The sequence below is a fragment of the Pseudomonas fragi genome (genome assembly GCF_002269505.1).
In the GTDB taxonomy this organism is placed as follows: domain Bacteria; phylum Pseudomonadota; class Gammaproteobacteria; order Pseudomonadales; family Pseudomonadaceae; genus Aquipseudomonas; species Aquipseudomonas fragi_D.
On sequence record NZ_NQKQ01000001.1, the window covers coordinates 476,223 to 489,233 of the forward strand.

13 protein-coding genes and 1 other RNA gene are annotated in these 13,011 nt (G+C 60.2%); 8 read left to right on the plus strand and 6 right to left on the minus strand.

Translation table 11 applies throughout. The features are described 5' to 3' along the window. Positions 1-50 precede the first annotated feature (50 nt). The 5 genes from CJU81_RS02085 to CJU81_RS02105 all read right to left on the minus strand — a co-directional run bounded on the left by CJU81_RS02085 (position 51) and on the right by CJU81_RS02105 (position 5,544). Positions 51-1,052 carry an extracellular solute-binding protein gene (locus tag CJU81_RS02085; RefSeq protein ID WP_016783039.1) on the minus strand — a complete coding sequence of 334 codons (1,002 nt, stop codon included), beginning with the start codon at positions 1,050-1,052 and terminating at the stop codon, positions 51-53. Positions 1,053-1,146: 94 nt separating this feature from the next. Then, a complete protein-coding gene (locus tag CJU81_RS02090) occupies positions 1,147-2,364 on the minus strand; it encodes a 2-octaprenyl-3-methyl-6-methoxy-1,4-benzoquinol hydroxylase (RefSeq protein WP_176464784.1) in 1,218 nt (405 codons plus the stop codon). Positions 2,365-2,450: 86 nt separating this feature from the next. Then, positions 2,451-3,638 (minus strand): 2-octaprenyl-6-methoxyphenyl hydroxylase, encoded by a 1,188-nt coding sequence (ubiH, locus tag CJU81_RS02095; protein WP_095035309.1) that lies wholly within the window; start codon positions 3,636-3,638, stop codon positions 2,451-2,453. Then, positions 3,635-4,957, minus strand: coding sequence for a Xaa-Pro aminopeptidase (pepP, locus tag CJU81_RS02100; RefSeq protein ID WP_095035310.1), 1,323 nt, complete (start codon positions 4,955-4,957; stop codon positions 3,635-3,637). The genes ubiH and pepP overlap by 4 nt, the downstream gene beginning before the upstream one ends. 29 nt (positions 4,958-4,986) lie before the next feature. Further along, positions 4,987-5,544 carry a YecA/YgfB family protein gene (locus tag CJU81_RS02105; RefSeq protein ID WP_095035311.1) on the minus strand — a complete coding sequence of 186 codons (558 nt, stop codon included), beginning with the start codon at positions 5,542-5,544 and terminating at the stop codon, positions 4,987-4,989. A 134-nt stretch (positions 5,545-5,678) separates the two neighbouring features. Here CJU81_RS02105 and CJU81_RS02110 point away from each other — a divergent pair, with 134 nt between their 5' ends. The 4 genes from CJU81_RS02110 (at position 5,679) to CJU81_RS02125 (ending at position 7,102) form a co-directional block, all read left to right on the plus strand. Next, positions 5,679-5,888, plus strand: coding sequence for a TIGR02449 family protein (locus CJU81_RS02110; RefSeq protein ID WP_095035312.1), 210 nt, complete (start codon positions 5,679-5,681; stop codon positions 5,886-5,888). Beyond that, positions 5,885-6,202 (plus strand): cell division protein ZapA, encoded by a 318-nt coding sequence (locus CJU81_RS02115; protein ID WP_095035313.1) that lies wholly within the window; start codon positions 5,885-5,887, stop codon positions 6,200-6,202. The genes CJU81_RS02110 and CJU81_RS02115 overlap by 4 nt, the downstream gene beginning before the upstream one ends. Positions 6,203-6,233: 31 nt before the next feature. After that, positions 6,234-6,411: non-coding RNA, 6S RNA (ssrS, locus tag CJU81_RS02120), on the plus strand. Positions 6,412-6,496: 85 nt separating this feature from the next. Beyond that, complete coding sequence (locus tag CJU81_RS02125) at positions 6,497-7,102, plus strand: 5-formyltetrahydrofolate cyclo-ligase (RefSeq protein WP_095035314.1); 606 nt, start codon at positions 6,497-6,499, stop codon at positions 7,100-7,102. Positions 7,103-7,146: 44 nt separating this feature from the next. On the opposite strand, the gene CJU81_RS24000 is transcribed toward CJU81_RS02125, so the two are convergent. Further along, positions 7,147-7,296 (minus strand): hypothetical protein, encoded by a 150-nt coding sequence (locus tag CJU81_RS24000; RefSeq protein WP_095000712.1) that lies wholly within the window; start codon positions 7,294-7,296, stop codon positions 7,147-7,149. A gap of 196 nt (positions 7,297-7,492) precedes the next feature. Here CJU81_RS24000 and CJU81_RS02135 point away from each other — a divergent pair, with 196 nt between their 5' ends. The 4 genes from CJU81_RS02135 to CJU81_RS02150 all read left to right on the plus strand — a co-directional run bounded on the left by CJU81_RS02135 (position 7,493) and on the right by CJU81_RS02150 (position 12,992). Further along, positions 7,493-7,942, plus strand: a complete 450-nt coding sequence (locus CJU81_RS02135) for an EVE domain-containing protein (RefSeq protein WP_086799396.1) — start codon at positions 7,493-7,495, stop codon at positions 7,940-7,942. A gap of 237 nt (positions 7,943-8,179) precedes the next feature. After that, positions 8,180-9,145: an HlyD family secretion protein gene (locus CJU81_RS02140; protein ID WP_095035315.1), complete on the plus strand. Its 966-nt coding sequence runs from the start codon at positions 8,180-8,182 to the stop codon at positions 9,143-9,145. Next, positions 9,142-11,874 carry a ribosome-associated ATPase/putative transporter RbbA gene (gene rbbA, locus CJU81_RS02145; RefSeq protein WP_095035316.1) on the plus strand — a complete coding sequence of 911 codons (2,733 nt, stop codon included), beginning with the start codon at positions 9,142-9,144 and terminating at the stop codon, positions 11,872-11,874. The genes CJU81_RS02140 and rbbA overlap by 4 nt, the downstream gene beginning before the upstream one ends. Next, positions 11,874-12,992 (plus strand): ABC transporter permease, encoded by a 1,119-nt coding sequence (locus tag CJU81_RS02150; protein ID WP_095035317.1) that lies wholly within the window; start codon positions 11,874-11,876, stop codon positions 12,990-12,992. The genes rbbA and CJU81_RS02150 overlap by 1 nt, the downstream gene beginning before the upstream one ends. Positions 12,993-13,011: the final 19 nt, after the last annotated feature.

Sequence of the window (13,011 nt, forward strand, 5' to 3'; positions counted from 1 at the left end):
AGAGGGGACTAAAGGCAAAATCTGGGGTGAGGGGTTGTTTTAAGCTTGGATCAGTTCCAGCCAGCACGATCCATCATGCGGATCGCTTCAGCCTGGCGCTTGCCTGCCACTTCAACCGGCATGGCATCGGCCTTGAAGCTGCCCCAGCTGGCGACTTCAGCCGATGGCGCAACGCTTGGATTGGCCGGAAACTCCTGGTTCACGCCTGCAAAAATCGACTGCGCTTCAGGGGTGGTCATCCACTCCACCAGAGCCTTGGCTGCTTCAGGGTGCGGCGCGTACTTGGTCAGGCCAATGCCCGAGAGGTTGACGTGAACGCCGCGGTCCGCCTGGTTGGGCCAGAACAGCTTCACCGCCAGATCCGGCTTCTGCTTGTGCAGGCGGCCGTAGTAGTAGGTGTTAACGATACCCACGTCGCACTGCCCGGCGTTGATGGCTTCAAGCACGGCGATGTCATCCGAGAACACATCGGTGGACAGGTTGTTGACCCAGCCCTTGAGGATTTCTTCGGTTTTTTCCGGGCCGTTCACTTCGATCATGGTGGCGGTCAGCGACTGGTTGTAGACCTTCTTGGCGGTCCGCAGGCACAGGCGGCCTTCCCAGTTCTTGTCGGCCAACGCTTCGTAGGTAGACAGTTCTTCAGGTTTAACCCGGTCGGTCGAATAGGCGATGGTTCGTGCACGCAGGCTCAGCCCCGTCCATTCATGGCTGGAGGAGCGATATTGCGGCGGGATGTTCTTGTCGATCACCTCGGAAGTGAACGGCTGCAGGATGCCCATTTGCTCGGCTTGCCACAGGTTACCGGCGTCCACGGTCAGCAACAGGTCGGCGGTGGCGTTCTGGCCTTCTGCCTTGATGCGCTGCATCAGCGGCGCTTCCTTGTCGGTGATGAACTTGATCTTGACCCCGGTTTTGGCGGTGTACGCGTCAAATACCGGTTTGATCAGCTCGTCGATACGCGAAGAGTAAACCACCACTTCATCGGCGGCAGAAACGCTGCTCGCAAACACGGTAAGGGCCAGGGCAGTCAGTAGACGCTTGGGTGCCAACATGGAGGGCGGTCTCTCTTGATGCGAATCGGGCGTAAATGGTAGTGAATCACATTTCCCATCTCAACCTAACTCGCCCCGGAGGAGTTACCAGATGTTACGGCCTGGCCAGCGGCGGCAGGTCGCCACTCAGGCCCAGTGCCTGGCGCACAAACAGGGCTTTAGCTTCGGGCATTTTATTCACCCATTTCAGACCGGTATTACGCAGTAAGCGGGCAGTCAGCGAGTCGGCCTGGAACAAGCGTTCAAAGCCCTCCATCGCTGCCATCAGCGCCAGGTTATGCGGCATGCGCCGACGTTCGAACCGGCTCAGCACACGCACATCAGCCAAACGCTCGCCGCGGTCAACCGCGTGCAGCAGCACGTGCGCCAGCACCGCCGCGTCCAGGAAGCCCAGGTTCACGCCCTGCCCGGCCAGCGGGTGAATGGTGTGCGCCGCGTCACCGATCAACGCCAGGCCTTCGGCCACATAACGTTTGGCATGCCGCTGACGCAGTGGCACGCATACCCGTGGGTCGGCACTCAACACGCTGCCCAGACGGCCTTCAAAAGCCAGCTCCAGCTCGCGGCAGAACGCTGCGTCGTCCAGGGTCATCAGGTAGTGGGCTTGTTCAGGGGTGGTCGACCAGACAATCGAGCACCAGTCCTGCTGACCGTCACGCTGCAATGGCAAAAACGCCAGCGGGCCGTGGTCGGTAAAACGCTGCCAGGCCGTCTGCTGATGCGCTTGTGAGCAACGTACGCTGGTGACGATGGCGTGATGCTGGTAATCCCACTCGCGGGTCTCACAGCCGGTCAGGCGGCGCACCGCCGAGTTGGCACCATCGGCAGCAATTACCAGTGGCGCCCGCAAGGTGCGGCCGTCGGCCAGGGTCAGCAGCCAGTCGTCGCCGGAGCGGCGCATCTGTTCCATGCGCGCATTGGCCAGCATTTCGATAGAACTGCCCTGCAGGCACTCCAGCAGAGCGTCCTGAACCACTCGGTTCTCGACGATATGGCCCAGCACGTCAGCATGTACGCTGGCTGCCGAGAAGTGGATCTGGCCAGTACCGCTGCCATCCCACACGTGCATATGCGAATACGGGCTGGCGCGGCGTCGGGTGATGCCGTCCCAGGCGCCCAGACGCTGCAAAATGCGTTGGCTGGCCGCGGACAGGGCACTGACCCGGGGCTCGAAGGGCGCTTCGCCGGCAAAGGGCTTGACGCTCAGCGGGCCACCGTCGAGCAGCAGGATTTTCAGCCCGCTGTCCTTGAGCGCAAGCGCCAGCGCACTTCCGACCATTCCGGCCCCAACAATCAGCAGATCTGCGCGCATTTCCATGCTTTAAGCCTGTCTCGCTAGCGGCATACGCCGCACCTGAAAAAATGGATCGACACGGGGCGTGTTCGCCCCGCTCGTCATCAACTGTCTGCGCGGGTGCCCAGGCCCATCGCCTGGCGGGCAAACCAGCGCTTGGCCGGGGGCAGCAGATCAAGGCCGAGCAAGCCCAGGTTTCGACCAAACGAAACCAGCGGTTGCTCACTGCCAAACACCCGCGTCACTTTGTCCGAGAACCCGATGGTCAGTTGCTGGTCGAGTTTTTGCGCCTGTTGATAACTCAACAGGGTCGCGAAATCACCAGGGTTTTTGTCACTGGCCAGCAAGGCGTCGGCCAACGCCTGGGCATCACGCAGGGACAGGTTGAAGCCCTGCCCTGCAATCGGGTGCAGGCTGTGGGCGGCATTGCCCAGAACCGCCAGGTGCGGGCGCACCTGCTCTTGCGCTTCAATCAGGGTCAGCGGGTAAAGATGCCGCGCGCCCACTTGCTTGAGAGTGCCCAGACGATAGCCGAACACGCCCTGCAACTCGCTGAGAAAGCTGCGCTCGTCCAGGGCCGCCAGACGCTGCGCATCCATCCCCAGACGCGTCCACACCAGCGCGCAGCGGTTGTCGGGCAATGGCAGCAATGCCATCGGGCCTTCTTCGGTAAACCGCTCGAAGGCCATGCCGGCGTGGGGCTGGCTCGGGGTGATATTGGCTATCAGCGCGCTCTGGTTGTACGGCTGCTGACGCACATGGATGCCCAGTTTCTCACGCAAGCCCGAACGGCCACCATCGGCCAGGACGGCAAGGTCGCAGTCCAGCGTGGTTTCGTCGTTGAGGGTCAGGCGATAGCCATCTTCCAGCGGTTGCATGTGGATAACTTCAGCCGGGCAACGCCAACTGATCACGTCCGGGTCCAGGCCTTTCCACAGGCACTGGCCCAGCCAGGCGTTTTCGACCACATACCCCAGCGCCGGAACGCCCTCTTCACTGGCCGACAAGCGCGCCGTCGAAAAGCGCCCGCGATCGGACACATGAATAGTCTTGATCGGCTCGCCGCGTTCGACAATCGACTGCCACAGGCCCAGACGCTCATAAATGAGCCGGGCCCCAAAGCTGAGCGCCGAAGAGCGGGCATCGTAGCTTGGCTGATAGGTATTGCCAGGAGCGAAAGGCTCGATCAGCACGATCTTCCAGCCACGGGCCTTGGCCCCGGCCTGCAACGCCAGCGCCAGGCTCGCGCCTACCAGACCGCCACCGATAATGGCCAGATTGACGCGACTCATGCCGCGCCTGCCATCAAGGCTTCGATCTCGGCGACGGTTTTAGGCACGTCGCCGGTCAGGATTTCACAGCCGTGTTTGGTGACCACTACGTCGTCCTCGATCCGCACACCGATGCCACGCCATTTTTTCGCGACATTCAGGTTATTCGGGCTGATATAGATACCCGGCTCGACGGTCAGGGTCATGCCCGCTTCCAGCACGCGCCACTCACCCTCGACCTTGTATTCACCCACGTCATGCACATCGAGCCCCAGCCAGTGGCCAGCGCGGTGCATATAAAACGGTTTGTAGGCTTCACTGGCGATCAATTCGTCAACGTCGCCCTGTAACAGCCCCAACTCTACCAGCCCCGCGGTAATCACCCGAACCGTGGCCTCATGGGCCTGGTTCCAGTGTTTATCGGGGCCGATCTCGATAAATGCCGCTTCCTGCGCTGCCAGCACCAACTCGTAAATCGCTTTCTGTTCCGGCGAAAAACGGCCATTGACCGGGAAGGTGCGGCTGATATCGCTGGCGTAGCAGTCGATCTCGCAGCCGGCATCGATCAACACCAGGTCGCCGCTTTTAAGCAGTGCGTCATTCTCCTGGTAATGCAAGATGCAGCTGTTATCGCCAGAGGCGACGATCGAGCCATAAGCTGGCATTTTTGCCCCACTTTTACGAAATTCGTAATCCAGCTCGGCCTCCAGGCTGTACTCATGCAAACCGGCGCGGCTGGCCTGCATCGCACGCACATGGGCGCGAGCCGAGATTTGCGCCGCGTGGCGCATAACCTTGAGCTCTGCCGCCGATTTATACAGGCGCATGTCATGCAGCAGATGATCCAGAGCAACGAATTCGTTGGGCGGCTGGGCGCCGAGGCTTGCCTTGGAGCGGATTGCGTTGATCCAGTCCATCAGGTTGCGGTCGAATTCGGGATTGCCGCCCATCGCCGAATACACCCGGCTGCGGCCTTCGATCAGGCCCGGCAGGATGTCGTCAATGTCGGTGATCGGGAACGCGTCGTCAGCGCCAAAGTCGCGGATCGCGCCCTCCTGCCCCGCCCGCAAGCCGTCCCACAACTCACGCTCGGCATTGCGCTCGCGGCAAAACAGCACGTACTCGCCATGTACCCGGCCCGGAATCAGGACGATCACGGCTGCAGGCTCGGGAAAGCCGCTCAGGTACTGGAAATTGCTGTCTTGACGATAAACATGTTCGACATCGCGATTGCGAATGGCCACCGCCGCAGCGGGCAGGATCGCAATACTGTTGGGCTCCATCTGCGCCATGAGTGCCTTGCGGCGACGTGCGTATTCCGATTTCGGGATATGAATCATGGGCAGACGGTTTCCCTCTCGACAGTCAATCAGTGCAGCGAAGGCTTGGCTGCAGCAGGTTCAGCGGTTTTTTTGGTTTCAGTGAACAGCAACAGCGGCGCAACGCGCAGGTATTCCATCACTTCCATGTAGTCGCTTTCGCCGTCTTCGGACTCTTCCAGGGCATCCTGCACCTGAGCGATGGCCGCCAGGTCGCGCAGTACTTCGTTGGCTTCATCGCTCAACGAGTAGGCGCGGCGGGTCAGGCCGAAACCGGACAGGAAGCCTTGGCACCACTGGCCCAGGGCTGCAGCGCGTTCGGTCAATGGCGCGTCATCGGTCGGCAGCAACAGCACGACGGTCATGTCGTCGCTGGTCAGTTCGCCCTTGACCATCTCTTGCAATCCGATCAAGGCATTGCGTACGTTGTCTTGTGGCTCGCCTGCCAGCAGTTCGGCGGCTTCAGCCAACCAGCCGTCGGCATCGAAACCGGCGCCGGCACAGCTGCGGCCCAGCAAGTGGCCATGCAGTTCGGCAGGCGAAACGGAGTGGCCGTTGGCGGTCAACAGGGTTACAAAGGCTTGATACGGGGAATTCTGAATAGGCATGGTCAGCTAGGCGCCAAGCGGCGCTATGTCTAGAATGGAGGGCTTGTATCCTAGCATCGGCAGCCGTGCCAGACCATCGAGGCGTCAACTCGTTTGACAGTCACCGCCCATCAGAAAATACACAGTAGGACACAATGGAAGACACCGACCTGCATGCACTGATGGCTAGACTCGAGTTGCTGATTAGCCGAGTCGAGCAACTTAACCGTCAAAACGCACTCTTAATTGCTCAGGAAAAGACTTGGCGCGAGGAACGCGCGCACCTCATTGAAAAAAACGAAATCGCCCGGAACAAGGTGGAATCGATGATTTCGCGCCTCAAAGCCCTGGAGCAAGACTCATGAGTTCAAGCAGTAGCGTCACCGTGCACATCCTCGATAAAGAGTATTCGATCATGTGCCCCCAGGAAGAACGATCCAACCTGGTGAGCGCCGCCCGTTACCTGGACGGCAAGATGCGCGAAATTCGCAGCAGCGGCAAAGTCATTGGTGCCGACCGTATCGCCGTGATGGCGGCGTTGAATATCACCCATGATCTGCTGCACAAGCAGGAGGTCACCGAAGTTCAGACCAGCAGTGCCACCCGCGAACAGGTGCGTGACCTGCTGGATCGGGTAGATCTGGTACTGGCCACTGATCCGAACGAACGTCAAAGCTGATTCAAAACGTTACTTTGGGGTATACTCGCGCCACTCCCTGGAGTATTCGCCAGTTAGCGATGTCCCTGAGCCGATTCGCACTACCCTGGAGCTTGCACGTTGGGCCGGTGTGCATGTCCGCTAGACGGAAAGCCTTAAGGTCTACTGCAACTTCCACCTTGAACTTTCGGGTTCAAGGGCCAAGCCGACAGCGGTACGTCGGGGAGCCTGATTTCCTAGCGCAATGCCAGCCACCTGCTGGCATTGGCTTCAACGAGCCACCACCCGGTGCCTCGATCCTGAACAGCACGCCATATGAACGAACCTGCGACGCCTTCCCGCCCGCAACTTCGCCGAATGCTGCGTAAAGCCCGCCGCGACCTGTCGCCTTGCGAGCAACGCCAGGCCGCCCGAGGCCTGTACCGGCAACTGGCGCAACACCCGCTGTTTCGCCGCGCCAAACACATCTCGCTGTACCTGCCCACTGACGGTGAAATCGATCCGCGCCTGCTGCTGCGCGAAGCTCAGCGCCGGGGCAAGATCACCTACCTGCCAGTCCTTAGCGCCTGGCCGAAAACCAAAATGGTCTTCCAGCGAGTCGCCCCCGGCGAAAAGCTGATTCCCAACCGTTTTCGCATTCTTGAACCACGCATCAATCGCGCACGCCAACGCAAGGTCTGGGCACTGGACCTGGTGCTGTTACCACTGGTGGGGTTTGATGCTACGGGAGGAAGGCTGGGCATGGGCGGCGGCTTTTATGACCGCAGCCTGGCCTATCAGGCAAGACGCCAAAGCTGGCGCAAGCCGACATTATTGGGGCTGGCCCACGAATGCCAGAAAGTCGCGAGTCTGGACCAGGCCAGTTGGGATGTCCCCTTGCAGGGCACCGTCTCTGACCGCCAGTGGTACGTCGCCCACTGACAACCAAGGCATCACTGACAAAGCGATGCCTGCTGATTCAGGGTTTAGCGTTTGAAGGGTTGTACTTGCTGTTGCGCCAGCTCAATCGGCGCATCTGTTGAGTTTGACCAGAGACTTTGCGCGTAGCCCGTTGTAACCACACCCAAACCGAACAAAATAACCAGCATCCACAGTAAATCCGGTTTGCGTTTCATCGATTGCCCTCCTTCAGGCAAATCAACACGATGACAGCAACGGTTTTTGTTATAGGCCGTGCAGCAGCGTCAAGCTTAAAAGGCGGGCATTTTGCGGCAACACGCAGGCACACGCAAACGCTGACGTCAACCGACTGTCGGTTTACCAAAATGTTGCCGGACAAAATAATCACAGCATGTTTCTGGAGTATAGAAGATGGCTTATTGGCTGATGAAATCCGAGCCTGACGAATTTTCGATCAAGGATCTGCAGAAGCTCGGCGAAGCTCGCTGGGACGGCGTGCGCAACTATCAGGCGCGCAACTTCATGCGCGCCATGGCGGTGGGTGACCTGTTCTTTTTCTACCACTCCAGCTGCCCCGAACCGGGTATTGCCGGAGTGGGTCGAATCGTTGAGGCCGCTTACCCGGACCCGACGGCCCTGGACCCTGAGAGCCATTACTTCGACCCCAAGGCCAGTGCCGAAAAAAACCCGTGGAGTGCGCTGCAGGTCGCCCATGAGCAGACGTTTCCCAGGGTGATCAAGCTCGACTACCTCAAGCAGCAAACCGCTCTGGCCGAAATGCCGCTGGTGCAAAAAGGCAGCCGCCTCTCGGTGATGCCCGTGACCGATGAGCAATGGGCGGTGGTGATGGGGTTGTTGTAGAGCAGCCTGCAGTCGCTGCAGAAGGCTGCGATTTGGACCGCAATGACTTATTCGCTATAGCGTCATCCCATTGCCGTCGAGAAAACGGGTTGCTCCGCAACCCTTCGCAGCCTTCGGCAGCGACTACAAGCAACATCCTGTATTCCCGTCTACGCTCTCAACTTCCTTTGACTGGCATCAAGTCGTAACTGCCTTGAAACCGTCAAACTAGAGCGCTCTGTGACACAGGATGTCGGCATGTCTAGCAACCACCGTATTTCCCATTATTTCGTTATCCCTTTGGCTGTCTTGCTGGTCGCAGCAGGCGGGTTCGGCTATTGGAAATCCCAGCACGACCGCCTACCCGAAGGCATCAGCATGGGCAACGGTCGGCTCGAAGCCACGGAAGTACAAATCGCCGCAAAAATACCCGGGCGCCTGGCCGAAGTACTGGTCGATGAAGGTGATCGGGTAACTCAAGGCCAATTGCTGGCCCGTATGGACACCCGCACCCTGGAGGCCAGCCGCGCGCAAGCCGAAGCCGAAGTGCTGCGCGCCCGCCAGACCCTGGCCGCCAACGAAGCCAACGTACAACTGCGCCAGAGCGAGAAGCTGTTGGCCAGCCAGGAACTCACGCGTTTTCGCCAACTGGCCAAACGCGGTTTTGCCAGCGGCCAGCAACTGGACCAGCAACAAGCCCGATTCGACACCAGCAACGCCGCAGTAGTCGCCGCTCAGGCCCAGGTCGCCGCCGCCAAGGCCGCAATCGGCTCATCCCAGGCTCAGGTCGCACAGCTGACCAGCGAAATTGACGACAGCAGCCTGCGCGCTCCGATCAACGGCGTGATCCAGCTACGCCTGGCCGAACCCGGCGAAGTCCTCGGCTCGGGCGGGCGGGTATTTATGATGATCGACCCGAGCGATCAGTACATGAACCTGTACATGCCCGCTTCTGTGGTCGGCAAATTGACCGTGGGCTCTGAAGCCCGCATCGTGCTCGACGCCCTGCCAGACCAGGCGCTGCCAGCCAAAATCACCTTTGTCGCAGCCAAATCCCAGTTCACCCCCAAAGAAGTTGAAACTCGCGACGAAAGGCAAAAACTGGTGTTCCGGGTAAAACTGCGCCTCACCGACCCGGACGCCGTACCACAGGCCAAACCAGGCATGCCGGGTGCCGGTTATGTGCGAACCGCCGATGTACCGTGGCCGGCTAATCTGCAATGAGCGATCTGGCGCTAAACGCCAGTGGCATCAGCCACAGGTACGGTAACCAGCAGGCACTGCTGGACATTACGTTCAGCCTGCCCAAGGGTACGCGCTGCGGGCTTATCGGGCCTGATGGCGCGGGAAAGTCGAGCCTGCTGGGGCTGATTGCTGGGGTCAAGAAGCTCCAGGAGGGCACCCTTGAGGTGCTCGGCGGCCCGATTGATAACCGCCGGCATCGCAACAGCCTGTACCCGCTGATCGCGTTTATGCCCCAGGGCCTGGGTGGCAACCTTTACCCGGAACTGTCGATCAGCGAAAACATCCGTTTTTTTGGCACCCTGTTTGGCCTGTCGAAAGACGACTGCGAGCAACGCATGGCCGAACTGCTCAAGGCTACCGACCTTGAGCGTTTTGCCGAGCGCCCGGCGGGCAAGCTCTCGGGCGGCATGAAACAAAAGCTCGGGTTGTGCTGCGCATTGATTCACGAGCCCGATCTGCTGATCCTCGATGAGCCCACCACGGGTGTTGACCCGCTGTCGCGTCGACGCTTCTGGGAGCTGGTGGAGGATGTGCGCAGCCAGCGCCCGCAACTGACGCTGCTGGTGGCGACGGCCTACATGGAAGAGGCCGAGCAGTTCGAACACTGCCTGATGCTTGATCGCGGCAAGTTGATTGCCACCGGTCTGAGCCAGGAACTGGCCGCGGTCACCACAACCGGCAAGCTCGACGAGGCCTTCACCCACTATCAAGGTGACAGCGGCCACAGCAGCGAGCCACTGGTGATTCCGCCGCGCACCAGCGACAACAGTGATATCGCCATTGAAGCCCACGACCTGACGCTCAGGTTCGGCGACTTTACCGCGGTAAACAAAGTCAGCTTTGCCATTGGCCGAGGCGAGATTTTCGGCTTTTTGGGCTCCAACGGCTGCGGCAAAACCACCACCATGAAAGTCCTCACCGGGCTGATGCCTGCCACCGAAGGCAGCGCCAAGCTGCTTGGCAACCCGGTGAATGCCAAGGACCTGGCCACCCGAAAACGGGTGGGTTTCATGTCGCAAAGTTTCTCGCTGTACGGCGAGTTGAGCGTGCGCCAGAACCTGGTGCTGCACGCGCAACTGTTCGACTTGCCCAAGGCCGAAAGCGGGCCGCGAATCGAAGAGTTGATCGAGCGCTTCGACCTGGGTGAGGTGGCGACACAGCAGTCCGGCGAATTGCCACTGGGCCTGCGCCAGCGCTTGTCGCTAGCGGTGGCCGTACTGCATCGCCCGGAAGTATTGATCCTCGACGAGCCAACTTCGGGCGTCGACCCGGCTGCCCGCGATGACTTCTGGCGCCTGCTGATCGAACTGTCTCGCGAACAGGGGGTGACCATCTTTCTGTCCACCCACTTTATGAATGAAGCCCAGCGCTGCGACCGTATTTCGTTGATGCACGCAGGCAAAGTACTGGCCTGCGACACACCCGATGCGCTGCAACAGCAATTCCACGGTGACACCCTGGAAGCAGCGTTTGTCACCTGCCTGGAGCAGGCCCAGAACGATCAGGACGCTAGCGCCGCCTCTGCTCCGGAGCCCGTCGCCACGCCTGCGGTCAATACGCCGCCACCGGTCAGCAAAAGGGGCTTCAGCCTGACCCGGCTGATTGCCGTGGCCAGTCGCGAATCCAAAGAGTTACTGCGCGACAAGGTACGCATGGCCTTTGCCTTGCTGGGCGCGCTGTTCATGATGGTGATTTTTGGCTACGGCATTTCGCTGGACGTGGAAAACCTCGCCTTCGCGGTCTACGACCAGGACCAGAGCCCGCAAAGCCGCGCCTATCTCGAGGCATTCCGCGGCTCCCGCTATTTTGAAGAACACACGCCGATCCGCAGTGCGGATGAGCTGCACAAACGCCTGCAACGCTCGGAAATAAAAATCGCCCTGGAAATTCCCCCGGGGTTTGGCCGAGATTTGTATGCCGGGCGCCAGCCTACGGTTGCCGCGTGGCTCGATGGCGGCATGCCGTTTCGCGCGGAAACCAGCCGCAGCTATGTGCAGGCCGTGCATCAGGCCAACCTGGAACAATTGGCCACCTTGAGCAGTCAGGCACAAAACAGACAGGCCGCAGTCAAGCTGGAAACCCGTTTTCGCTACAACCAGGATGTCATCAGCGTCAATGCCATCGGCCCGGGTGTCATGGCGCTGATCCTGGCGTTTATCCCGGCCATGCTGACCGCGCTGGGCATCGTGCGTGAAAAAGAGCTGGGCTCCATCACCAACTTTTACGCCACACCCCTGACACGTCTCGAATTCCTGCTGGGCAAACAGGCACCGTATCTGGCGGTAAGCCTGGTCAACCTGGCGTTACTGGTGGCCATGAACCGCTGGCTATTTGGCGTACCGTTCAAGGGCAGCGGCTTGACCCTGGCGCTGGGCGGGCTGTTGTATGTGCTGTCGACCACCAGCATGGGCCTGCTGATTTCCGCCTTCACCCGCACCCAGATCGCCGCCATCCTGGGCACCATGATCATCACCAGCCTGCCGACCATTCAGTTTTCCGGGTTGCTGGTGCCGCGCTCCTCGCTGGAGGGTGCGTCGGCGGTGATGGGCATGCTGTTCCCGGCCGGGCATTTCCTCGATATCGCAGTGGGCACCTTCACCAAAGCGCTCGACCTGCGCCAGTTGTGGCCGCAATGCCTGGCGCTGTTCGGCTTTTTTGTCGCGTTTACCGGGCTTAGCCTGATCATGCTCAAGAAGCAGGAGGTTTGATGCACAAGCTCTCGCACATCCTGCGCCTTGGCCTTAAAGAACTCACCAGCCTGCGCCATGACAGCGTGCTGCTGCTGTTTTTGCTCTATGCCTTTACGGTGGCGATTTATATGCCGGCGTCGAGCTCGATCATCGGCGTGCACAACGCCAGCGTTGCCATCATTGATGAAGACCACAGCCCCCTGTCACGCAAACTCAGCGAGTCGCTGCTGCCCCCCGAGTTCAAAACCCCGCAAGCCTTGCCTTATGACCAGCTTGATCAGGCGATGGATAACGGCCAGTACACCTTTGTGATCAATGTGCCGGCCAACTTCCAGGCCGACTTGCTGGCAGGTCGCGAACCTGGCCTGCAGGTCAACGTCGATGCCACCGCGATGAGTCAGGCCTTTATGGGGGCGGGCTACATCGGGCAGATTTTCCAGCGCGAACTGCTTAACTATGCCGGCCAGGGTGACGCAGCTGCGAAAGCCCCGGCGCTGATCTCCAGTCGCGCATTGTTCAACGCCAATCTGGAAGGCGGATGGTTTTTGGCGGTGATCCAGATCGTCAACAACATCACCATTCTGGCCATTGTGCTGACGGGCACCGCGTTGTTGCGCGAGCGCGAACACGGCACGCTCGACCATCTGCTGGTACTGCCGCTGACAGCGCTGGAAATCATGCTGGCAAAAATCTGGAGCAACATGCTGGTGGTGGTGCTGTGCACCTGGGTGTCGCTGGAAGTCATCGTGAAATGGGCGCTGGGCGTACCACTGGCCGGGTCGCTGCCGCTGTTCTTGCTGGTCACCGCGCTGTATCTGTTTGCCAGTACCGCACTGGGGATATTCCTTGCGACCCTGGCGCGTTCAACACCGCAGTTCGGTTTGCTGGCCATCCCGGTGATCATCCCGATGCTCTTGCTCTCGGGAGGCAGCACGCCGCTGGACAGCATGCCCGTGTGGCTGCAATGGGTGATGCAGTGCTCGCCGTCGACCCACTTTGTAAGCCTGAGCGCGGCGATACTGTTCCGTGGTGCGGGGGTGAGCGTAGTGTGGCCGGACTTGCTGGCCCTGGCCGGCATCGGCCTGGTGTTCTTCGCCATTGCCCTGGCGCGGTTTCGCAAGAGTCTGGCGTCGTAACGTAGAGCCCCTCACCCTA

Coding starts and splice junctions, on each gene's coding strand:
- CJU81_RS02140 (WP_095035315.1), top strand. CDS start 8,180: ATGTCTAGCAACCACCGTATTTCCCATTATTTCGTTATCCCTTTGGCT.
- pepP (WP_095035310.1), bottom strand. CDS start 4,957: ATGATTCATATCCCGAAATCGGAATACGCACGTCGCCGCAAGGCACTC.
- ubiH (WP_095035309.1), bottom strand. CDS start 3,638: ATGAGTCGCGTCAATCTGGCCATTATCGGTGGCGGTCTGGTAGGCGCG.
- CJU81_RS02125 (WP_095035314.1), top strand. CDS start 6,497: ATGAACGAACCTGCGACGCCTTCCCGCCCGCAACTTCGCCGAATGCTG.
- CJU81_RS02135 (WP_086799396.1), top strand. CDS start 7,493: ATGGCTTATTGGCTGATGAAATCCGAGCCTGACGAATTTTCGATCAAG.
- CJU81_RS02090 (WP_176464784.1), bottom strand. CDS start 2,364: ATGCGCGCAGATCTGCTGATTGTTGGGGCCGGAATGGTCGGAAGTGCG.
- CJU81_RS02115 (WP_095035313.1), top strand. CDS start 5,885: ATGAGTTCAAGCAGTAGCGTCACCGTGCACATCCTCGATAAAGAGTAT.
- rbbA (WP_095035316.1), top strand. CDS start 9,142: ATGAGCGATCTGGCGCTAAACGCCAGTGGCATCAGCCACAGGTACGGT.
- CJU81_RS02150 (WP_095035317.1), top strand. CDS start 11,874: ATGCACAAGCTCTCGCACATCCTGCGCCTTGGCCTTAAAGAACTCACC.
- CJU81_RS02085 (WP_016783039.1), bottom strand. CDS start 1,052: ATGTTGGCACCCAAGCGTCTACTGACTGCCCTGGCCCTTACCGTGTTT.
- CJU81_RS24000 (WP_095000712.1), bottom strand. CDS start 7,296: ATGAAACGCAAACCGGATTTACTGTGGATGCTGGTTATTTTGTTCGGT.
- CJU81_RS02105 (WP_095035311.1), bottom strand. CDS start 5,544: ATGCCTATTCAGAATTCCCCGTATCAAGCCTTTGTAACCCTGTTGACC.
- CJU81_RS02110 (WP_095035312.1), top strand. CDS start 5,679: ATGGAAGACACCGACCTGCATGCACTGATGGCTAGACTCGAGTTGCTG.